General features: G+C 66.4%; 18 protein-coding genes. 6 read left to right on the top strand and 12 right to left on the bottom strand.

Going from position 1 to position 20,230, the window contains the following annotated elements:
- Positions 1–39 precede the first annotated feature (39 nt).
- Entirely contained in the window at positions 40–801 is a 762-nt protein-coding gene (gene rsmA / locus KW830_RS11600) for a 16S rRNA (adenine(1518)-N(6)/adenine(1519)-N(6))-dimethyltransferase RsmA (protein ID WP_218333260.1), read from the top strand.
- Positions 802–918: 117 nt separating this feature from the next.
- On the opposite strand, the gene KW830_RS11595 is transcribed toward rsmA, so the two are convergent.
- The 3 genes from KW830_RS11595 to KW830_RS11585 form a co-directional block, all read right to left on the bottom strand.
- The gene (locus tag KW830_RS11595; protein ID WP_066538426.1) at positions 919–1,347 is read right to left on the bottom strand and encodes a barstar family protein; all 429 of its coding nucleotides are present in this window, start codon (positions 1,345–1,347) and stop codon (positions 919–921) included.
- Positions 1,348–1,478: 131 nt separating this feature from the next.
- Positions 1,479–1,889 carry a ribonuclease domain-containing protein gene (locus KW830_RS11590; protein WP_218333259.1) on the bottom strand — a complete coding sequence of 137 codons (411 nt, stop codon included), beginning with the start codon at positions 1,887–1,889 and terminating at the stop codon, positions 1,479–1,481.
- A gap of 161 nt (positions 1,890–2,050) precedes the next feature.
- A complete protein-coding gene (locus tag KW830_RS11585) occupies positions 2,051–4,363 on the bottom strand; it encodes an NADP-dependent malic enzyme (protein WP_192334540.1) in 2,313 nt (770 codons plus the stop codon).
- 303 nt (positions 4,364–4,666) lie between these two features.
- On the opposite strand from KW830_RS11585, the gene KW830_RS11580 reads away from it, so the two are divergent.
- The 3 genes from KW830_RS11580 (at position 4,667) to KW830_RS11570 (ending at position 7,107) form a co-directional block, all read left to right on the top strand.
- Positions 4,667–5,671 carry a tripartite tricarboxylate transporter substrate binding protein gene (locus KW830_RS11580; protein WP_218333258.1) on the top strand — a complete coding sequence of 335 codons (1,005 nt, stop codon included), beginning with the start codon at positions 4,667–4,669 and terminating at the stop codon, positions 5,669–5,671.
- A 274-nt stretch (positions 5,672–5,945) separates the two neighbouring features.
- Entirely contained in the window at positions 5,946–6,326 is a 381-nt protein-coding gene (locus KW830_RS11575; RefSeq protein ID WP_218333257.1) for a hypothetical protein, read from the top strand.
- 220 nt (positions 6,327–6,546) lie between these two features.
- Complete coding sequence (locus KW830_RS11570; protein WP_218333256.1) at positions 6,547–7,107, top strand: ureidoglycolate lyase; 561 nt, start codon at positions 6,547–6,549, stop codon at positions 7,105–7,107.
- Positions 7,108–7,296: 189 nt separating this feature from the next.
- Here KW830_RS11570 and KW830_RS11565 read toward each other — a convergent pair whose 3' ends face one another.
- From KW830_RS11565 to KW830_RS11540, 6 genes are all read right to left on the bottom strand, one after another.
- The gene (locus KW830_RS11565; protein WP_218333255.1) at positions 7,297–8,478 is read right to left on the bottom strand and encodes an amidase; all 1,182 of its coding nucleotides are present in this window, start codon (positions 8,476–8,478) and stop codon (positions 7,297–7,299) included.
- A 140-nt stretch (positions 8,479–8,618) separates the two neighbouring features.
- Positions 8,619–9,644 carry an ABC transporter ATP-binding protein gene (locus KW830_RS11560; protein ID WP_218333254.1) on the bottom strand — a complete coding sequence of 342 codons (1,026 nt, stop codon included), beginning with the start codon at positions 9,642–9,644 and terminating at the stop codon, positions 8,619–8,621.
- Between the two features lie 14 nt (positions 9,645–9,658).
- Complete coding sequence (locus KW830_RS11555) at positions 9,659–10,696, bottom strand: ABC transporter ATP-binding protein (protein ID WP_066538257.1); 1,038 nt, start codon at positions 10,694–10,696, stop codon at positions 9,659–9,661.
- A 3-nt stretch (positions 10,697–10,699) separates the two neighbouring features.
- Positions 10,700–11,602, bottom strand: coding sequence for an ABC transporter permease (locus KW830_RS11550; RefSeq protein ID WP_066538253.1), 903 nt, complete (start codon positions 11,600–11,602; stop codon positions 10,700–10,702).
- Between the two features lie 24 nt (positions 11,603–11,626).
- Entirely contained in the window at positions 11,627–12,577 is a 951-nt protein-coding gene (locus KW830_RS11545) for an ABC transporter permease (protein ID WP_218333253.1), read from the bottom strand.
- A 161-nt stretch (positions 12,578–12,738) separates the two neighbouring features.
- Positions 12,739–14,418 (bottom strand): ABC transporter substrate-binding protein, encoded by a 1,680-nt coding sequence (locus KW830_RS11540; RefSeq protein WP_218333252.1) that lies wholly within the window; start codon positions 14,416–14,418, stop codon positions 12,739–12,741.
- Between the two features lie 153 nt (positions 14,419–14,571).
- Here KW830_RS11540 and KW830_RS11535 point away from each other — a divergent pair, with 153 nt between their 5' ends.
- Positions 14,572–15,828 (top strand): Zn-dependent hydrolase, encoded by a 1,257-nt coding sequence (locus tag KW830_RS11535; RefSeq protein WP_218333251.1) that lies wholly within the window; start codon positions 14,572–14,574, stop codon positions 15,826–15,828.
- Positions 15,829–15,905: 77 nt separating this feature from the next.
- Complete coding sequence (locus KW830_RS11530) at positions 15,906–16,589, top strand: aspartate/glutamate racemase family protein (protein ID WP_218333250.1); 684 nt, start codon at positions 15,906–15,908, stop codon at positions 16,587–16,589.
- An 18-nt stretch (positions 16,590–16,607) separates the two neighbouring features.
- Here the strand turns inward: KW830_RS11530 and KW830_RS11525 are convergent, their stop codons facing one another.
- From KW830_RS11525 to KW830_RS11515, 3 genes are all read right to left on the bottom strand, one after another.
- A complete protein-coding gene (locus KW830_RS11525) occupies positions 16,608–17,567 on the bottom strand; it encodes a tripartite tricarboxylate transporter substrate binding protein (protein WP_218333478.1) in 960 nt (319 codons plus the stop codon).
- Positions 17,568–17,712: 145 nt separating this feature from the next.
- Positions 17,713–18,504, bottom strand: a complete 792-nt coding sequence (locus tag KW830_RS11520; RefSeq protein ID WP_218333477.1) for an IclR family transcriptional regulator — start codon at positions 18,502–18,504, stop codon at positions 17,713–17,715.
- A 167-nt stretch (positions 18,505–18,671) separates the two neighbouring features.
- Positions 18,672–20,189 (bottom strand): CoA-acylating methylmalonate-semialdehyde dehydrogenase, encoded by a 1,518-nt coding sequence (locus tag KW830_RS11515; protein ID WP_218333249.1) that lies wholly within the window; start codon positions 20,187–20,189, stop codon positions 18,672–18,674.
- Between the last annotated feature and the right edge of the window lie 41 nt (positions 20,190–20,230).

Genomic DNA, 20,230 nt, shown 5'->3' with positions numbered 1-20,230 from the left:
TTCTTACCGAGCGGTGCTGAGGCACCGCTTTTGCTTGGCATGAAACATATTCCCCGCAAGCGCTTTGGCCAGAACTTTCTGACCGACCACGGCATCATCGACGCCATCGTGGATGCCATCCACCCCCAGGCCGGCGAGCCGGTGGTGGAGATCGGCCCCGGCCTGATGGCGCTGACCCAGCCCCTGGTGGAGCGCCTGGGCAAGATCACCGTCATCGAGCTGGACCGTGACCTGGCCGTGCGCCTGCGTCTGCGGCCCGAGCTGGACGTGGTCGAGAGCGATGTGCTGAAGGTGGATTTCCGGGCGCTGGCCCAGCGCCTGGGCGTGCCCAGGCTGCGCGTGGTGGGCAATCTGCCCTACAACATCTCGTCGCCCATCCTGTTCCACCTGATGGACTGCGTGGACGTGGTGCAGGACCAGCATTTCATGCTGCAGAAAGAGGTGATCGACCGCATGGTGGCCGATGCCGGTTCGTCCGACTACGGGCGCCTGTCCGTGATGCTGCAGTGGCGTTACGCCATGGAAAACGTGCTGTTCGTGCCGCCGGAGAGCTTTGACCCGCCGCCCAAGGTCAACAGCGCCGTGGTGCGCATGGTGCCCAAGGCCGAGCCTGCGGCGCTGAACCCGCAGCTGCTGGAGGAACTGGTGCGTGTGGCCTTCAGCCAGCGCCGCAAGATCCTGCGCAACACCCTGGGCAAGTGGCTGGAGGAAAAAGGCTTTGCGGGCGACTTCGACCTGCAGCGCCGCGCCGAGGAAGTGCCGGTGCGGGAGTACGAAGCCCTGTCGGCCGCCCTGTCCTGACAGCACGGCGGCCCCTGTGGGCCGGCGGCATGCCCCGCGCATAGAGCCCGGCAGAGGCACGACATGAAAACGCCCGGTGTGACCGGGCGTTTTGCATGGGGGCTGGTGCTGCGGCGCTTACAGGAAGGAGTAGAAGCAGCGGAAGGCGATCTTGCGCTCGGCCCAGTACTCGGCCGCATCGCGGAAGCAGTCCAGAAACTGCTCGCGCGCTTCCTTGTCGAACTTGGTGGTGGTGGGGATCTGGTCCAGCACCAGGATGAAGCCCGGCTGCGGGCCGGCCTTGTGGATGGGGTCGGTCAGGCAGTCGTACAGCGCATCGAAGTTCTTGCCGAAATGCGCAGGGAAGTGGAACTGGGTGGAAATCAGCTCCAGGATGTCGGGCTTGTTCTGGGCGTGGGCCAGATTGGCGTACAGGAAATGCTGGCCCAGCGTGGCCGCAGCTTTCTGCAGATCGGGGATGTGGAAGGCCCGGATCGACTGCACGATGTTGCTGCGCACCCCGCGCAGCGGGGTATCGTTCTCGGGACGAAGTGGGCGCTTTTCCATCTCCGTGGTACTTTCTGTTGTTCGTGCAAACCCCAGGAAAGCGGGGTTTTGCAATGCAGGGGTGGACGGCGGGCTGGCCAGGAAGTTCCCCATGGCGTTGCTCTGGCGGTCCCAATCCAAGTCCTGGTAGCTCATGGCGTGATCTTCCGGAAACTGCTGTAGTGGTCGCTGGTGTAGTAGCACGCATCGGGTCGCTGCGGCTGCTGGCCGCCGCAGACGATGCGGCGTGCACCTCGGTCGCGGGAACGGGGCGTTTTGACGGTGTATTCGCGGTAATAGCCGCGCCGGTTCGCAGGCAGGGCGCGCTCCCGGTTGCCGAACACCGCGCCATCCTTGTCATACGGGAACGGCCCGCCTTCCAGGATCAGTGCGTAGGTGGTGCGGCCCTGCGGGGGCAATTCCTGCAGCGCGATGCCAGGCGCATCCACAGCCGCATCCCATGTGCCGCGCGCGAATGCAGACGTGCCCGGCAGGGCGCAAGCTGCACCCAGCAGCACGGCCATACCTGTGCGCAACGCGTGATTGGCAACCGCCTGGAACATCGATAAACACCTTCCAAAACCCGGGTTTGCCCGAAATTTCGACCCGTAAGTGTGACGCAGCGCCCCCCAAAAAGCAAGCGCCGGCCGGGTCGTCCCCGGCCGGCGCTTGCGCCGTATCAATGTAAAGTTTGTGTAGCACAGCCCCCATGGGGCCGTGCCGTTCAGCCGCGTGCGGCGTTGGCGTCGGCCACCGTCAGGGCGGTCATGTTGACGATGCGGCGCACCGTGGTGCTGGGGGTCAGCACATGCACCGGCTGGGCTGCGCCCAGCAGCACCGGGCCGATGGCAATGCCGCCGCCTGCCACCTGCTTGAGCAGGTTGTAGGAGATGTTGGCCGCATCGATATTCGGCAGCACCAGCAGGTTGGCATCGCCGGTCAGCGTGCTGTGGGGCATCAGCTTCTTGCGGGCTTCGCTGTCGATGGCCACGTCGCCGTGCATCTCACCGTCCACTTCCAGCCAGGGCGCCTGGATGCGCAGCAGCTCCAGCGTCTCGCGCATCTTGAGCGCGCTGGGCTGGTTGCTGGAGCCGAAGTTGGAATGGCTCAGCAGCGCCACCTTGGGGTGGATGCCGAAGCGCTTCATTTCTTCGGCCGCCATGATGGTGATCTCGGCCAGTTGCTCGGCCGAGGGGTCGTAGTTGACGTGGGTGTCCACCAGGAACACCTGGCGGTCCGGCAGCAGCAGGCCGTTCATGCAGGCGTAGGTGGTGGCGCCGGCACGCTTGCCGATCACCTGGTCGATGTAGTGCAGGTGGATGGCGGTGTTGTTCCAGGTGCCGCAGATCAGGCCGTCGACCTGGCCTTTTTCCAGCATCATGGAGCCGATCAGCGTCAGGCGGCGGCGCATCTCGATCTTGGCAATGGCTTCGGTCACGCCTTTGCGCTCGGTCATGCGGTGGTAGGTCTGCCAGAAGTCCCGGTAGCGGTCGTCGTGCTCCACGTTGACCACGTCGTAGTCAAGGCCTTCCTTCAGGCGCAGGCCGAACTTCTCGACGCGCTGGGCAATGATGGCCGGGCGGCCGATCAGCGTGGGGCGGGCGATGCGCTCGTCCACCACGATCTGGCATGCGCGCAGGATGCGTTCGTCCTCGCCCTCGGCGTAGGCCACGCGCTTCTTGGCAGCCTTCTTGGCGACGGTGAAGATGGGCTTCATCACCGAGCCCGAGGCATAGACAAAGGTCTTCAGGTGCTCACGGTAGGCATCCATGTCCTGGATGGGGCGCTGGGCCACGCCGCAGTCGGCGGCAGCCTGGGCCACGGCGGGCGCCACGATCAGCATCAGGCGCGGATCGAAAGGCTTGGGAATCAGGTATTCCGGACCGAAGGTGAGCTCCTGGCCCACATAGGCGGCGGCCACTTCTTCGGACTGCTCGGCCTCGGCCAGTGCGGCGATGGCGTGCACGGCCGCAATTTCCATCTCGGTGGTGATGGTGGTGGCGCCGCAGTCTAGCGCGCCGCGGAAGATGTACGGGAAGCACAGGACGTTGTTCACCTGGTTGGGGTAGTCCGTGCGGCCGGTGGCGATGATGGCGTCGTCGCGCACCGCCTTCACATCTTCGGGAATGATTTCGGGGTTGGGGTTGGCCAGCGCGAAGATGATGGGCTTGGCCGCCATCTTCTGCACCATGTCCTGCTTGAGCACGCCGCCGGCGGACAGGCCCAGGAAGGCGTCCGCGCCTTCGATCACCTGGCCCAGGGTGCGCAGATCGGTCTTCTGGGCGAACAGGGCCTTGTCCTCGTCCATCAGCTCGGTGCGGCCTTCGTAGACCACGCCGGCGATGTCGGTGACGAACACGTTCTCGCGCTTGAGGCCCACTTCCAGCAGCAGGTTCAGGCAGGCCAGGGCAGCAGCACCGGCGCCCGATGCCACCAGCTTGATCTCTTCGATCTTCTTGCCCGCCACCTTCAGCGCATTGACCATGGCGGCGGCCACCGTGATGGCCGTGCCGTGCTGGTCGTCGTGGAAGACGGGAATGTTCATGCGCTTGCGCAGCTCGCGCTCCACGTAGAAGCATTCGGGCGCCTTGATGTCTTCCAGGTTCAGCGCGCCGAACGTGGGCTCCAGGGCCGCGATCACTTCGACCAGCTTTTGCGGGTCTTTTTCGTTGATTTCGATGTCGAACACATCGACGCCGGCGAACTTCTTGAACAGGACGGCCTTGCCTTCCATCACCGGCTTGGACGCCAGCGCGCCAATGTCACCCAGGCCCAGCACGGCCGTGCCGTTGGAGATCACACCCACCAGGTTGCCGCGGCCGGTGTACTTGAAGGCCGTGGAAGGGTCCTTGACGATTTCCTCGCAGGGCGCCGCCACGCCGGGCGAATAGGCCAGCGCCAGGTCGCGCTGGTTGGCCATGGGCTTGGTGGCTGCAATCTGCAGCTTGCCGGGCTTGGGAAACTCGTGGTATTCGAGGGCGGCCTGGCGCAGCAGGGCGCGTTTATCGGTCAGGGTCGGGGCCTTGGCGTCAGACATCGAGCGTCTCCAAACTTCAGAGGTATCTCTCGCCCTCGGCAGGCCGCCGCCATGGCGGCACTGTGCAATCGGGGCGAATAGTGGAATTGAAGAGGCATTGTAGGCTGGGCGCTATCAAAAATATCAGGGCCATCTCCCTCTGAAAAGAGAAACTACTTCACCTACCATGCAGTAAATCAATGCAAAAAACAGGTGGTTTGAATAAATAAAACGCATAACCTGACTGCGCCTTGTCCAGGCCGGCACTTTTTGCGGCTATGCTGCGCGCAATTCAATTTCACTAAACCAGCATTAGAGGTTCTGATGACGACATCGCTCTCCCGTCTTGCCGCCATTTCCCCGGTCCGCGCCCTGTGCGGGCTGGCCGCCGCTGTGGCCGCCCTGGCATCGCCTGCCGTGCACGCTGCGGACTACCCCAGCAAGCCCATCACGCTGGTGATCCCGTTCTCGGCCGGCGGCTCCACCGACATCGTGGGCCGTCTGCTGGCCCAGAAGATGAGCGAGAGCATGAACGTCTCGGTGGTGGTGGAAAACAAGCCGGGTGCCAACGGCACCATCGGCGTGGACCGCGTCGCCAAGTCGCCGGCCGACGGCTACACCCTGGTGCTGGGTGATGTGGGCGGCATGTCCATGGCCCCCGGCCTGTACCCCAAGCTGCCCTACAACCCGCTCAAGGACCTTGCCCCGGTCAGCCTGGTGGGCCGCAGCCCGCTGGTGCTGACGGTGGGGGCCAACAGCCCGCTGAAATCCCTGGCCGACCTGACGGCCGCCGCCAAGGCCAACCCCGGCAAGCTGAACTACCCCTCGTCGGGCACCGGCGGCCCCAACCACATGGGCGGCGAGCTCTACGCCATCCAGTCCAAGGTCAAGGTCACGCATGTGCCGTACAAGGGCAGCGCCCCGTCCGTGGTGTCGCTGGTGGCGGGCGAGACAGACTTTGGCTTCCTGACCGCCGTCACCATCAATTCGCAGCTCAAGGCCGGCAATGTGCGCGCCCTGGCTGTGGCCCACGATACGCGCCTGCCTTCCATGCCCGATGTGCCCACCACCACCGAGGCCGGCCTGAAGGGCTTCACGGCCGACGCCTGGTTCATGGCCGCTGTGCCTGCCGGCACGCCCCAGCCCATCATCGACCGCCTGTACAAGGAAATCGCCAAGGCCCTGAGCGATGCCGACGTGAAGGCCAAGCTGGACGCCGGTGGCGTGCTGCCCTCGGGCCTGGATCCCAAGGCTTCCACCGCGTTCCTGAACAGCGAAGTGGGCAAGTGGCGCGAAGTGATCAAGACCGCCAAGATCACGCTGGAGTAAGCCCCTCCCAGGCCGGGTACCGCATGGGTGCCGGCGGCCTCGTGGGCGCACTGTTCTCGCTTCCGATATCGGTGCGGCCCGTACGGGCCGCTCCTTTTTTACATCTGCGCCGGTGGCGTATGCGCCGCAGGGCCTCCATCCGCAGAGGCCCCCGGCAGACAGCACGGGATGGCCAGGAGGCCGCACCTGAGGGCCTGGACCTACAGACCGCAGCGGCCTAGGCGCGCATGCTGGCGGATCAGGCTCCTGCCGGGGCCGGAAAGGAAAGCCCTCTATGTCCACCCGCTTCGTGATGACTACCGTCTGCGCCGCCGCCCTGCTGGCCGCCTGCAGCCCCCAGCCGGACGCGCATGCCGGCAACGCCTTTCCCATGGCCGCCCCCACGCACTTTGACCAGCCCATCCCCAGCAAACCGCTGTTTGGTGACCCCATCGTCACCGACCACAGCGTGTTGCCGCCCTCCAAACCCGATGCCTTGCGTGCCCCGCTGCCGCCGTTGGCAGCCTTGCCCCAGGCCACGGCCACCGAAGCGGCGCCCAAGAGCGAAGGCCCCAGGGATGAAGGGGGTGCCGTGAACCCTGCTGCGGGCCAGGCGGCGGCCATCTCGGATGGACAGGGCGAAGGTGACAAGCAGCGCCTGGGTGCGCCCAAGTAAGCCTTGCCGCAGCAAGGCCACGCCGATGGTCGAGGTGGCCACGGCTGAAAAGCGTTTTGCAACGGCGGCGCGCTGGAACCCACCATTCGCTGCGGCGTACCTGGGCCTTGTGGTGGCGACGGTGCAGGGTGAAAAAGTCTTTTCACGCGCGACCACGCGCCATGGCGCCCCGCGCTTGTGGACAAGTGGTACCCGGCATTGCAATTGCTTGGGGAACAGCATGTACAGCCCTTCCTTTTCTTCCACGGCCTCTGCCGCTGTTTCCATCAACTCCGATCTGGTGCTGGCGGCGCAGCCGCTGACCCCTGCCGCCTTTGCCCCTTTTGGCCAGGTCGTGGCGGTGGACGGCCAAGCCGCAACGCTGCCGCAGCGCAGCATCAACAGCGGCAATGCCCGGCGCTATGACCTGCTGGCCGATCTGCAGCTCACCGCCGATGGCGGCGTGCCCACACTGGCCCTGTTCCGTGCCCAGGCGCGGCAGTTTCCGCTGCAGGTGGTGGAGATGGAGCGCCATGCCCTGGGCAGCCAGACCTTTGTTCCGCTGGGCACGCAGCGCTTTGTGGTGGTCGTGGCCCGTCCGGGCCCGGCACCGCAGGCAGCCGATCTACATGCTTTCATCACCGATGGCCGCCAGGGGGTGGTGCTGGCACCGGGTACATGGCACCACGCGCTGCTGGCCGTGGAAGGCGGGGATTTTGCGGTGGTGGAGCGGCGCGCTGCGCAGGTGGATTGCGATGTCTGCGGGGTGGACCCCGCGCTGACGGTGGCTCTGCTGCAATAAGGCCGCCGCCGGCCCGCAGCGCGCCGGGCTGGCGCGCATGCGGATGCCGCAGAGATGGGCGCCCAGCGGCCCACAACAGCGGTGAGTGAGCCCGAAAGGGCCTTGCGGGCAGGTCCCGCAGCAGACCAGCCAGAGCCGGTCTGCTTCACATCCCGCGATGGTGTCGGGAGCTGCTCCGTTGCGCCGGATTCAGGCCTGCGCCAGCTTTTCCGCCATCGCGATCAGGCTGCGGTCGCTACCCTTCGGTCCCAGCAGCGAGATGCCCAGCGGCGCCCCCTCGCGCCCGGCCAGCGGCAGCGAGATCTGGGGGAAGCCGGACAGGCCGGCAATGCACAGCATCTGCACGGCGTTGTTGCGGTAGGCCTCCAGCGACGCCTCATCGGCGGAGCGCAGCGGAGCAATGTCGGGCATGGTGGGCAGCACCAGCACGCCGTCATCGCCCAGCAGAGCGGCCAGGTGCTGACGGAAGCGTTCGCGGAACTGGCTGGCCTGGACGAACTGGGCATCGGTCACGTCTTTGGACCATGCAAAGCGCTCCTTCACGCCGGGACCCAGCACGGGGGCGTAGCGCTCAATGAAAGCACCATCGGTCATCCAGGCTTCGCGGCCCTGCACGTAGCGGAAGGCCCAGTACATGGCATCGAACGATTCCAGCACCACGCCGGTGTCGGCGCTGGGGCCGAAGGTGCGTGCGATCTGCTGCAGCGCGCCGTCCCAGGCCGGGCGCACGGCGGGGGCGATCAGGCCCCAGACATCGGTGGGCGACAGCAGGCGGGGCGCGGCCGGCAGCGGGGCGGTGTCCGCCTCCAGCAGCACATCGGCCACGCGGGCAAAGCTGTGGGCGTCGCGGGCGAACCAGCCGCAGGTGTCCAGGCTGTGGCACAGGGCCAGGGCCGACGCCAGGCTGACGCGGCCGTGCGTGGGGCGGATGCCGTACAGGCCGCAGTGGCTGGCCGGTGCGCGCACGGAGCCGCCGGTGTCGGTGCCCAGCGCAAAGTCGCACAGCCTGCTGGACACGGCCGAGGCCGAACCGGACGACGAGCCGCCGGTGATGCGATCGGGTGCTGCGCCGTTCAGCGGGGCGCCAAAATGGGCGTTGTTGCCGTTCATGGAGAACGCCAGCTCGTCCGTCACCGTCTTGCCGGCCAGTGCGGCGCCGGCATCCAGCAGCTTCTGCACCGTGGGGGCGTTGGCGGTCTTGGTGCCCGACATGGCCAGCACCAGCGGGTTGCCGCCACCGGTGGGGTAGCCGGCCACATCAAACAGGTCTTTGACACCGAAATACAGACCGCTCAGGGGGCCGGTGCCGGCGTGGGGCACGGGCACATCGGGGTAGGGAACAAAAGCGTGTGCAGGGTCGTTCAAGGGCATGGCAAGTCTCGTGGAAGGACAGGGGGGAGTGGTGCGTGCGAGCAGGCGCTGCGGGCCAGGGTCTCCAGGGATTCACCTGCATGGCGCATGCAGAGCCCATAGGGACACGCACGGGGCAGCACCTGCGGCGTCAACGCGCGTCAGGCCGCCAGCAGTTGGGGCGCCAGCGCGGCCGAGGCATCGGTGCGGATGCAGCGGGCGATGTGACCGGGCGCCAGCGTGACCGGGCTGGGTACGGCCTGCAGGCAGGCATCCTGTGCCAGGCGGCAGCGTGGTGCAAAAGCGCATCCGGGTGGAATGGCGGTCAGGTCGGGCGGTGCGCCGCCAATGGTCTGCAGGGGCTGGCCACGTTCCATGGCCCCGTGCGAGCGGCTTTGCAGCAGTGCCATGGTGTAGGGGTGGCGCGGGCTGCGGATCAGCTGTTCGGCCGTGCCTTCTTCCACGATGCGGCCGGCATACATCACGGCAATGCGGTCGGCCACTTCCACGGCGGCGCCGATGTCGTGCGTCACAAAGATCACACCCAGGCCCAGCTCGCGTTGCAGCTCGCGCAGCAGCAGCAGTACCTGGATCTGCACCGTGGCGTCCAGTGCGGTGGTGGGTTCGTCCGCGAGCAGCACCTGCGGATTGCAGGCCAGGGCCAGGGCAATCATGGCGCGCTGGCGCATGCCGCCCGACATCTCGTGCGGGTAGGCCTTCAGGCGTTGTTCCGGGCTGGGAATGCTCACGCGCTGGAACAACTGCAGCGCGCGTTGCTCCGCTTCGGCCTTGCGCACGCCGGGTTCGTGGCGGCGGATGGCTTCCACAATCTGTGCGCCCACCGGATAGACCGGGTCCAGGGCCAGCAGCGGGTCCTGAAAAATCATGGCGCAGGTCTTGCCGCGAAAGTCGTTCAGCGCCTTGCCCTGCAGGGCCAGCACATCGTGGCCGGCCACCTGCACCTTGCCCTTCATGGTGGTCTTGCGCTCGGGATGCAGGCGCAGCAGGGTGCGCAAGGTCACGCTCTTGCCGGAGCCCGATTCGCCGATCAGCGCCACGGCTTCGCCCGGGCGAACGGACAGGCTCACGCCGCTGACGGCCTGCACCGGTTTCTTGCCGCCGGTGAACTGGATGTTCAGGTCTTCAATCGCCACCACAGGGGCGGTGGAGGGGGTGGGGGTGCTCATTGCGTGCCTTTCCATCAAGCAGCCAAAGGAATGCAGCCGGCCGCCGGGGCCAGCGGATGGCCGCTGCCGGGCTCGTGCACCAGGCAGCGCGCGCTGTGGTGCAGCTGCACCTGGGTGATGCCGGGCACCAGCTGCGCGCACACCGCATCGGCCTTGGGGCAGCGGGGGTGAAAGCGGCAGCCGCTGGGTGGGTTGATGGGATTGGGCGGATCGCCTGCCAGCGGCGCCTGCTGGGTGCGGTGGGCGGGGTCCATGCTGGGCACGGACGACAGTAGCGCCTTGGTGTAGGGGTGGGCAGGTTCGGCAAACAGCGCATCGGACGGGCCGATCTCCGCCACCTGGCCCAGGTACATCACCATCACGCGGTCGCTGATGTAGTGCACCACGCCCAGGTCGTGGCTGATGAAGACATAGGTCAGGCCGAATTCGCGCTTCAGCTCGGCCAGCAGGTTCAGCACCTGTGCTTCCACCGATTTGTCCAGGGCGGAGACGGCCTCGTCCAGGATCACCATGCGCGGCTGCAGTGCCAGCGCACGGGCGATGTTGATGCGCTGGCGCTGTCCGCCGGACAGCTCGTGCGGGTAGCGCTCGGCAAAGCGGGCCGGCGCCAGGCCCACGCGGTCCATCAGGTGGTGGGCGCGGGCCACGGCCTCCTTGCGCGACACCCCGTGCACCTGGGGGCCGAAGGCGATGGAGTCTTCGATGGTCAGCCGCGGGTTCAGCGAGGCATAGCTGTCCTGGAACACCATCTGCACCTGGCGGCGGAACTCCTTCAGCGGCAGGTCGCGGGAGCCCACGGTGCGGCCGTCAAAAATCAGTTCGCCCTTGGTGGGATCCATCAGGTGCATCAGCAGGCGTGCCGTGGTGGATTTGCCGCAGCCGGATTCACCGACCACGCCCAGGGTCTCGCCCTTGAGCACCTCAAAATCCACCCCGTCCACGGCGCGCACGGTGGCACCATTCTTCAGTGGGAAATGCTTGGTCAGGCCACGCACGGTGAGCAGGGGCTGGGCGGGGCCGCCCACATCGGGCATTGCTTGGGTCAAAGGCATGGCTTACCCCTTGTTGTCCATGGCGGAACGCAGGCCGTCGGACAGAAGATTGAACGAGATCGAGGTGATGAAGATCATCAGACCGGGCAGGGCCGCCACCCAGGGCTGGGTGTAGATGGCGGTGCGCAGCGTATTGAGCATCAGCCCCCATTCCGGCTCCGGCGGCTTCACGCCCAGGCCCAGGAACGACAGGCCGGAGGCCAGGATCATCGACACCGCAATCAGGCTGGTGGAATAGACAAAGATCGGCCCCAGCACATTGCCCAGCACATGCACGCGCACGATGGTGAACGGGTGGGCGCCGGTGGCGCGGGCGGCTTCCACGTAGTCGCGGTTGCGCGCCTGGGCGGTGACGCTTTCGGCCACCCGGGCAATCTGCGGAATGAACACGATGGTCAGCGACACCAGCGAGTTGAAGATGCCGGCGCCCAGCGCCCCGGACAGTGCAATCGCCAGCAGCACCGAGGGGAAGGCGTAGAACACATCGATGGTGCGCATGATCACGGTGTTGGTGCGGCCCCCGGCGTAGCCCGCCAGGATGCCGATGCCGGCGCCGATCACAAAGGCCATCAGCACTGGGGTGATGCCCATGAACAGCGACAGGCGTGCACCCACCATCAGGCGCGACAGCAGGTCGCGGCCCAGCTCATCGCTGCCCAGCGGCAGGCCTTCGGTGCCGATGGGCTTGAGGCGCTTGAGCATGGAGGCGGCATAGGGATCGGAAGGGACGATCCACGGCGACAGAATGGCCACGATCACCAGCAGCAGGATGACGGCGGCCGCACCCATGGCGACCGGGTCGTGCAACAGGCGCTGCAGCACCGAAGACCAATAGCCGCGCGAGCGCTGCGCGGGCAGCGGCTGGACCTGGGCCGCTGCGTCGTTGGGGAGGGAAAGGCTGGTCATGGAACGGACTCCTCGAGGTGGCGGTCAGCGGGCGATGCGGGGGTCGAGCAGGGTCTGCACCACGTCGACGATGAGGTTCAGCAGCACGAAGAACACGGCCAGCACCAGGATGGAGCCCTGCAGCAGTGGCAGGTCCCGCTGGAAGATGGCCTGGTTCAGCAGAAAGCCGGTACCTGGCCAGGAGAACACGGTCTCGATCAGGATGGAGCCGCCCAGCAGATAGCCCAGCTGCAGGCCCATCACGGCCAGGGCGGTGGGGGCGGCGTTCTTCAGCACATGGCGGAAGATGCCGACGTGCGTCAGACCCTTGGCCTTGAGGCCGAGGATGAATTCCTGGTCCAGCAATTCCGCCACCAGCGCACGCACGGTGCGGGCGATGATGCCCAGCGGAATCACCGACATGGTGATGGCCGGCAGGATCATGAACTGCACATGCTCCCAGTCCCAGGCCCAGTCACCCGAACCGCCCGGTCCGGCGCCGGTGGCCGGCAGCCACATCAGCTGGGACGAGAAGATGATGACCATCACCATGCCCAGCCAGTAGTGGGGCACGCTCACGCCCAGCACCGACAGCATGGAGCAGGCGCGGTCCACCCAGGAATTGCGGAAGTAGCCGGCCACAAAGCCGAACAGGCTGCCCAGCACAAAGCCGATCAGCGTGGCCACCACGGCCAGGCGCAGGGTGTTGACCACGGCCGTCATCACCTCGCTGGCCACGGGGCGGCTGGTGGCGATGGACTGGCCCAGATCGCCCTGCAGCGCACGCCACACCCAGCGGGCAAACTGCTCGGGCAGCGGGCGGTTGAAGCCGTACAGCTCGCGCATCTGCGCCTGCAGTTCGGCCGAGGCATCGGCCGGCAGCACCGAGACCAGCGGATCGCCGGGCGCCAGGTGCACCAGCGCAAAGCACAGCAGGGCCACGCCCAGCATGATGGGGAGGGTGTAGAGAATGCGTCGCAGCAGGTAGGCAAGCATGGTGGGAGAGAGGTTCGTGGGAGGAAGCGGACCATGCGGGTTCGCACTGGCGGGTGGGTGGGTTTGGCACCCGCCCGCCACCGGCGTGGCCAGGGCCTGCGGCCCTGCCACCAACAGCGTGCGGCGGCGTCTGCGCGCCCGCTCGCACGCGCAGAACGGGCTTACTTCATCGTCATGGTGGCGATGTCGATGAACCAGCTTTGGGGCTGGACCACATTGCCCACCTTGGCCGACATGGCGCGCGGGCCGACGTCGTGGGCCACGAACAGGAACGGTGCCTCATCGACCACCAGGGTGTGCAGCTCGGCCAGGGCCTTGTCACGTTCCTTGGCATCGAAGGTGGTGCGCGCCTTGTCCACCACGGCATCCACCTGCTTGTTGCTGTAGAAGCCCCAGTTGTTGGACAGCGGCGGGAAGGCCTTGGTGCTGACGAAACGCACCATGGCGAAGAACGGGTCCATGGTGGCGGCGGTGATGTTGGTGGCGTTGCTCTTGTTGGCGCTGGCGTCCTTGGCGCCGATGCGCCAGCTGGAGAACAGCGTGTTCCACTCGACCACGTCGAATTCCACGTCAAAGAAGCACTGCTTGAGGTTCTGCTGGATGAATTCGTTCATCGGCAGCGGCTGCATCTGGCCCGAACCGGAGGCGGAGGTCTGGATCTTCACCTTGATGGGCTTGCTGGCGCTGTAGCCCGCCTGCTGCATCAAGGCCTGTGCCGCCTTCACGTCGTACTTGATCTGGAAGCCGGGCTTGCCGCGCCAGGGGTGGCCGGGCTCGAACATGCCGGTGGCCGGTTCCATCTGGCCATTGAGCAGCTGCTTCATGCTGGTGCGGTCCACGCACAGATTGGCGGCATGGCGCACGCGCTTGTCCAGCCAGGGCGAGCCTTCCACGAACGAGAACTGCCAGGGCCAGATGTGCGGCTGCAGGTTGGAATAGACCTTGAAGCCGCGGCCCTTGATGGCATCCAGCGCATCGGGAGCGGGGGCTTCGATCCAGTCCACCTGGCCGCTCATCAGGGCGGCGGTGCGGGAGTTGGCCTCGGGCAGGGGCAGCAGCACCACCTTGTCGATGGTGGGCGTGCGCTTGGGGTCCCAGTAGGCGGTGTTCTTCACCATTTCAAAGCGTTCGCGCGGCACAAAGCGCGCGCCCTTGAATGGGCCGGAACCGGAAGGATCGGCCGCAAACGCGGTCCATGCGGCCTTGCTGCGCTCGGCCTTGCCGGTGACCGAGGCGGGCACTGCTGCCAGCTTCTTGGCCCAGTGTGCGGGCGAGGCCATGAACAGATTGGTCAGGTTGATGGGCAGGAAGGCATCGGGTTCGGACGTGGTCAGTTCCACGGTCAGGTCGTCGATCTTGCGGGCGCTGCGCAGCGTGGGCATGCGCGATGCCGTCACACCCACCTGGGCGGGGTCGAACTGCTCGGCCTCCTTGTCCAGCACTTTCTTGACGTTCCACACCACCGCATCGGCGTTGAAGGAGCTGCCGTCGTGGAATTTGACGCCGGGGCGCAGCTTGAAGACCCACTTGGTCTTGTCCTTGGCATCCACTTCCCAGGACAGGGCCAGGCCGGGGATCATTTCGCTGGGCTTGTCGGTCTTGGTCAGATCCCACTGGGTCAGCGCGTCGTACAGCGGAATGCCGGTGAAGCGGTTGCCTTCGAAACCCTGGTCGGGCTGGCCGGAGGTGCGGGGTATGTCCCCCGCCGTCATGGCAATGCGCAAGACTTTTTCTTGCGCCATGGCGGTGGTGGCAGCGGCACCGCCCAGGGTCATGGCGACAGCGAGGGCCATGGTTTTGAGCGCGGGGCGGGAAACGGAGAAACCGGAAGACGAGCGCATCGGAGACCTTTCCAAATTGGTGGGAGACAAGGCCTGCAATGCAAGTGCCGTGCCATCACGCAGCTATCGAATATCGATACGTGATGTGGTGTGTTCGATGCGTGTTGGCACGGTTTATGCGAATTTCAGGCTTTCTATCGAGGAGTCCTGCGAATGAGCACGCCTGCAAATCCCCTGCGTATTGATGCCGACCGCCTGTGGCAGTCACTGATGGATCTGGCCCGGATCGGAGCCACCCCCAAAGGAGGGGTGTGCCGCATCGCCCTGACCGACGAAGACAAGGCCGGCCGTGACCAGGTGGTGCAGTGGTTTCAGGAGGCCGGCCTGGCGGTGCGCATCGATGAAGTGGGCAATGTCTTCGGCCGCCGTGCCGGCACCGATCCGCAGGCCCGTGCCGTGGCCACGGGCAGCCACATCGACACCCAGCCGACCGGTGGCAAGTTCGACGGCAACTACGGGGTGATGGCCGGCCTGGAAGTGGTGCGCACCTTGAATGCCCAGGGCATCCAGACCGTGGCACCGCTGGAAGTAGCGTTCTGGACCAATGAGGAAGGCACGCGCTTCACCCCGGTGATGATGGGTTCCGGTGCATTTGCCGGTGTTTTTGGTGCGGAAGACATCCGCTCGCAACAAGATGGTGCAGGCATCACCGTGGGGGCCGAGCTGGAACGCATCGGCTACCGCGGCACAGTGGCCTGCGGCGATGTGCCCGGAGGCCCGTTTGCCGCCTACTTTGAAGCGCACATCGAACAAGGTCCGGTGCTGGAGGCCTACGACAAACCGATTGGCGTGGTCAGCGGCGCCCTGGGCCAGCAGTGGTACGACGTGACGGTGACCGGCATGGACGCACACGCCGGCCCCACGCCCATGGATCTGCGCCATGACGCCATGCTGGCCGCCGCCCGCATGATGGACGCCGTGAACCGCATTGCACTGGACGAAGCCCCGCATGGCCGGGGCACCGTGGGCCATGTGCAGGTGCTGCCCAACTCCCGCAATGTGATTCCCGGCCAGGTGAAGTTCACGGTGGACTTTCGCAACCTGTCGCAGGACGGTCTGGATCGCATGGACCTGGGCATGCGCACGCAGTTTGCACAGCTGGCGGCGCAATGCCAGTGCTCGGTGGCGCTGGAGCAGGTGGTGAAGTTCGAACCCTGCGTGTTCCACGCCGACTGCGTGGCCAGCGTGCGCCATGCCGCCGAGCAGTTGGGCTATGCACACATGGATGTGGTCAGCGGAGCCGGCCACGACGCCGTGTATGTGCACGGCGTATCGCCCACCGGCATGATCTTCGTGCCCTGCAAGGACGGCATCAGCCACAACGAGATCGAAGACGCCAAGGCCGAGCATCTGGCAGCTGGCTGCAATGTGCTGCTGCACGCCATGCTGGAGCGTGCCGGCATCGCCTGACGGGTGTGTGCAGGGGTTGGCACCCAATTTGCACACGGCGTGTGCACAGGGCCGCTGGCCCGTGCAAAGGAGTGCGCATGCCGCAGTGGCTGGTGGTCAACCCCAATACCTCGGAAACGGTCACGCAGGCCCTGGTCCATCACCTGTCGGTGGACACGCCGCGACGGCGCTGGCATGGGGTGACGGCGGCGTTTGGTGCGCCCTATATCGCCGATGAGCGCAGCTACTGCATTGCCGGCCATGCCGTGCTGGATGCCTGGGAACGTGCCCAGGCCGCGGCCCCGCCGCAGGGCTATGCGGGGGTGCTGGTGGGGTGCTTTGGCGACCCGGGGCTGGAGGCGCTGCGGTCCACCACTCCGGTGCCGGTGCGCGGGCTGGCGGAAGCTTCGCTGCAGGCGCTCTGGGCGCAAGGGCCGCAGCGCGTTGCCATCGTCACCGGCGGGGCGGCATGGAAGCCCATGCTGCAGCGCTGGAGCCGTGCCCAAGGCCATGCCCTGGCGCCGGACGCCCATGGGGTCGGCATCACCGACATCCATGTGCTGCCGGCCTCCGGTGCGCAGCTGATGCAGTCGCCGGAGCAGGCTGCGCAGGCCCTGGCTGCGGCCTGCACCCAGGCTCTGGATGTGCCCGGGACCGATGCCGTGCTGATCGGTGGCGCGGGCCTGGCCGGCATGGGTGCGCGGGTGCGGGCCTTGGGCGGCGCACCGGTGTGGGACTGTGTGGAATTGGTGCGCGACGCCTGGGCACTGCAAAGCGCCTAGGCGGCCCGCGCTGCGGCGCTATTCCGCGGCCGCAAACTGCTTGAGCACCGGGGTCCAATTCTTGAGCATGTCCTGGATGTAGGCGCTGTAGGTGGGCGCGTCTTTGTAGTCGAGCTTGAGGCCGAACTGGTCGGCACAGTTCTCAAACTCTGGCGACTGGCCGGCGACGTGGAAGGCATCCTGCAGCTTCTTCACGGTGGCCGGCTGCATCCTGGCCGGGCCCAGCACGCCCAGGGTGCTGGGTGCGACCAGGTTGTACCCCAGCTCCTTGAGTGAGGGCGCATCGAAGCCCTTGACGCGGTCTTCGGTGAACACGGCCAGCAGGCGCAGGCGGCCGTCGCGCACATAAGGCACCCATTCGGCCGTCTGGGCCATGAAATCCACATCGCCCCGCATCAGTGCGGTGATGGCTTCTGGCCCGCTCTTGTACGGTGCATGCACCCAGTCCACCGCCACCTGCTTGGCCAGGCGCTCGGCCGTCAGGTGTTGGGGCGTGCCAATGCCGGCGGTGCTGTAGCTCAGCGTCTTGGCGCTGGACTTGGAGGCCTTGATCAGATCGGCCAGGGTTTTGTGCGGCGAGTCGGCACGTACCAGAATGCCGGCCTGGTACTGCGCCACCATGGCCACGGGCGTGAAATCGCGCACCACGTCATACGCCACCTTGGGCATCAGCACCTGGTTCAGCACACCGGCTGAGGACAGGGCGGTGAGCACATAGCCGTCGGGCTTCTGGCGCGCGCCGTGGCTCAGCGACAACGTGGTGCCGGCGCCGGGCTTGTTGTCCACGATCACCGTCTGGCCCAGCTGTTTGCCCACATTCATGGCCAGTACGCGGTTGCAGACATCGGTGCCGCCGCCGGCGCCATAACCCACCACCAGCGTGATCGGGCTGGCAGGGTATTCGGCCGCGCCAGCGCCCAGATTCAGGGTGCAGAGCAGGGGCAGCAGTGCCAGGGAGGAAGTCGTTGTGCGGTGCATCACGGTAGGTCTCCTGTGGATGAATCCGGCAAGAACACGCGGGGTGTTGCAGGTATTCTTCACAGGCGTTGCGTGCGGTGCATGGATGTTTCTACCGTGCTGCTGTTGCCTAGGCGACGCTGGCACCGCAGTGCCATGGCAGGGCTCAGGTGGGCGGCACCAGGCGGGAAATGGCCCGTGCGCACTCGATCACCAGCGGGGCGAGTTGGCGTTCCGCATCGGCCATGCTCCAGCGGCTGGTGGGAGGCGCCACATGCACGGCACCCACCGCCTCCCCCCGGGTGTTGAAGACCGGCGCGGCAATGCCCATGTCGCCGATGAAGAGCTCTTCGCAGTTGGTGGCGTAGCCGGTCTCGACGCAGCGCTGCAGCTGGGCCATCAAGGGCTCCACCTGCGTCAGGGTGGTGCGCGTGCGCGCGGGCCGTGCAGCCTGCTCCAGCAGGGTGCGGGCCTGGGCCGTCGGCAGCTGGCTCAGGTAGGCACGGCCGCAGCTGCTGGCGTACATGGGGATCTGCGTACCCACCGGCGTCAGCACCGGGATGTGCTGGGTGGTCAGCACCTGGGCCAGGTAGACCATGTGGGTGTCGGTCGGTTCGGTCAGCGTGGCGGTCTCGCCGCTGGCGCGTGCCAGCTGCGCCAGGTAGGTGTGGGCGGCGTTGATCATGGGGTGGGCGTCCAGGTAGTTGAAGCCGAGCTCCACCACGCGGGGCAGCAGCAGAAAGCGCCGGGTACTGGGGTGCTTGCCGATGTAGCCCAGAGTCTGCAGCGTATGCACCGAGCGCTGGGCCGAGGCCTTGCTCATGCCGGTGCGCTGTGCCACCTCGGCCAGTGTCAGGCTGCGGTGCGCGCCATTGAAGGCGCACAGCACCTGCAGGCCCTTGGCAAGCGACTGGTTGAACAGGCCGTCGGAGGAAGGGGCAGCATCGCGGGGTGGCATGGTCAGGGCGGTGGTGGCAATGCCGGAGGCCTCGCAAGAACTGCACCAATCCGGGCTGCGGTCGTTCACGGCGCGGGTGCTTGCAAGACGCTGTGCAGTGCGGCGAATGCTGCACACAAAAAAGCCCCGCCGAAGCGGGGCATGTGGAGACAGACGCAAAAGCCTTTTCAGCGGCTGCTGGGGAAGCTGAATACCGCCCCTTCGCGCACGCCGGCGCTGGGCCAGCGCTGGGTAATGGTCTTGCGCTTGGTGTAGAAGCGCACGGCATCGGGACCGTAGGCGTGCAGGTCGCCGAACAGCGAGCGCTTCCAGCCGCCGAACGAGTGGTAGGCCACGGGCACGGGCAGGGGCACGTTCACGCCCACCATGCCGACCTGGATGTGGTCGGTGAAATAGCGGGCTGCTTCCCCATCGCGGGTGAAGATGCAGGTGCCGTTGCCGTATTCGTGGTTGTCGATCAGATGCATGGCTTGCTGCAGCGTCTGCACGCGCACAACCCCCAGCACTGGGCCGAAGATTTCTTCCTGGTAGATCTTCATGCCGGGCTGCACATGGTCGAACAGGCAGGCGCCCAGGAAATAGCCTTCCTCATGGCCGGCCACCTTCACGCTGCGGCCGTCGACCACCAGCGTAGCCCCTTCGGCCACGCCGCTGTCGACATAGGCTTTCACCTTCTCGAAATGGGGCTTGGTCACCAGCGGGCCCATGTCGTTGCTGTTGTCGGTGCCGGGGCCGACCTTCATCTTGGCGATTTCGGTCTTCAGGCCGGCGATCACCGCGTCGCCCACTGTATCACCCACGGCCACCAGCAGCGGGATGGCCATGCAGCGCTCGCCGCAGCTGCCGTAGGCCGCACCCATCAGCGCGCTGACGGCGTTGTCCACGTCGGCGTCGGGCATCAGGATGGCGTGGTTCTTGGCGCCGCCCAGGGCCTGCACGCGCTTGCCGTGCTTGCAGCCTTCGGCGTAGATGTATTCCGCAATGGGGGTGGAGCCCACAAAGCTCACGGCCTTGACGCGCGGGTCCTGCAGCAGCGTGTCCACGGCGGTCTTGTCGCCGTTGACCACGTTCAGCACGCCGGGGGGCAGGCCGGCTTCCAGTGCCAGCTGGGCGATGAACAAGGTGCTGCTGGGATCGCGCTCGGAGGGCTTGAGCACAAAGGTGTTGCCGCAGGCCACGGCCATGGGCCACATCCACAGCGGCACCATGGCGGGGAAGTTGAAGGGGGTGATGCCGGCCGTCACGCCCAGGGCCTGGAATTCGCTCCAGCTGTCGATGCCGGGGCCCACGTTGCGGCTGTGTTCGCCCTTGAGCAGCTCGGGGGCGTAGCTGGCGTATTCCACGTTCTCGATGCCGCGTTGCAGCTCGCCATGCGCGTCGGCCAGCACCTTGCCGTGTTCGGCGGTGATCAGCGCGGCAATCTGGTCGGCGTTCTGCTCCAGCAGCACCTTGAGCTTGGCCATCACGCGGGCGCGCTTGAGTGGCGGGGTGTTGCGCCAGGCCGGGAAGGCTTTTTCGGCCGAGGCAATGGCCGCTTCCACCGTGGTCTTGCTGGCCAGCGCCACGTTCAGCGTGCTTTGGCCGGTGGCGGGGTTGAACACCGGCTGAGTGCGTTCGGTGTCGGGGACGATCTGGCCGTCGATCAGGTGGCCGACGGTGGCGGTGATGGCGGAGTCCTTGTGCATGGGCTTGGTGCTCAATGGGCTGCAGCGCAATCTGGGTGCGC

Source organism: Comamonas sp. CMM03 (assembly GCF_019218715.1).
Lineage (GTDB): Bacteria > Pseudomonadota > Gammaproteobacteria > Burkholderiales > Burkholderiaceae_C > Comamonas > Comamonas terrigena.
The sequence above is the reverse complement of the archived record's forward strand: the minus strand, read 5'-3'. Positions and strand labels throughout refer to the sequence as shown.

What these genes read in the sequence shown, in the direction of transcription:
- KW830_RS11580 (WP_218333258.1), top strand. Translation starts at nt 4,667, where the DNA reads ATGACGACATCGCTCTCCCGTCTTGCCGCCATTTCCCCGGTCCGCGCC.
- rsmA (WP_218333260.1), top strand. Translation starts at nt 40, where the DNA reads ATGAAACATATTCCCCGCAAGCGCTTTGGCCAGAACTTTCTGACCGAC.
- KW830_RS11590 (WP_218333259.1), bottom strand. Translation starts at nt 1,889, where the DNA reads ATGTTCCAGGCGGTTGCCAATCACGCGTTGCGCACAGGTATGGCCGTG.
- KW830_RS11535 (WP_218333251.1), top strand. Translation starts at nt 14,572, where the DNA reads ATGAGCACGCCTGCAAATCCCCTGCGTATTGATGCCGACCGCCTGTGG.
- KW830_RS11520 (WP_218333477.1), bottom strand. Translation starts at nt 18,504, where the DNA reads ATGCCACCCCGCGATGCTGCCCCTTCCTCCGACGGCCTGTTCAACCAG.
- KW830_RS11585 (WP_192334540.1), bottom strand. Translation starts at nt 4,363, where the DNA reads ATGTCTGACGCCAAGGCCCCGACCCTGACCGATAAACGCGCCCTGCTG.
- KW830_RS11575 (WP_218333257.1), top strand. Translation starts at nt 5,946, where the DNA reads ATGTCCACCCGCTTCGTGATGACTACCGTCTGCGCCGCCGCCCTGCTG.
- KW830_RS11560 (WP_218333254.1), bottom strand. Translation starts at nt 9,644, where the DNA reads ATGAGCACCCCCACCCCCTCCACCGCCCCTGTGGTGGCGATTGAAGAC.
- KW830_RS11545 (WP_218333253.1), bottom strand. Translation starts at nt 12,577, where the DNA reads ATGCTTGCCTACCTGCTGCGACGCATTCTCTACACCCTCCCCATCATG.
- KW830_RS11565 (WP_218333255.1), bottom strand. Translation starts at nt 8,478, where the DNA reads ATGCCCTTGAACGACCCTGCACACGCTTTTGTTCCCTACCCCGATGTG.
- KW830_RS11550 (WP_066538253.1), bottom strand. Translation starts at nt 11,602, where the DNA reads ATGACCAGCCTTTCCCTCCCCAACGACGCAGCGGCCCAGGTCCAGCCG.
- KW830_RS11525 (WP_218333478.1), bottom strand. Translation starts at nt 17,567, where the DNA reads ATGCACCGCACAACGACTTCCTCCCTGGCACTGCTGCCCCTGCTCTGC.
- KW830_RS11540 (WP_218333252.1), bottom strand. Translation starts at nt 14,418, where the DNA reads ATGCGCTCGTCTTCCGGTTTCTCCGTTTCCCGCCCCGCGCTCAAAACC.
- KW830_RS11595 (WP_066538426.1), bottom strand. Translation starts at nt 1,347, where the DNA reads ATGGAAAAGCGCCCACTTCGTCCCGAGAACGATACCCCGCTGCGCGGG.
- KW830_RS11530 (WP_218333250.1), top strand. Translation starts at nt 15,906, where the DNA reads ATGCCGCAGTGGCTGGTGGTCAACCCCAATACCTCGGAAACGGTCACG.
- KW830_RS11515 (WP_218333249.1), bottom strand. Translation starts at nt 20,189, where the DNA reads ATGCACAAGGACTCCGCCATCACCGCCACCGTCGGCCACCTGATCGAC.
- KW830_RS11555 (WP_066538257.1), bottom strand. Translation starts at nt 10,696, where the DNA reads ATGCCTTTGACCCAAGCAATGCCCGATGTGGGCGGCCCCGCCCAGCCC.
- KW830_RS11570 (WP_218333256.1), top strand. Translation starts at nt 6,547, where the DNA reads ATGTACAGCCCTTCCTTTTCTTCCACGGCCTCTGCCGCTGTTTCCATC.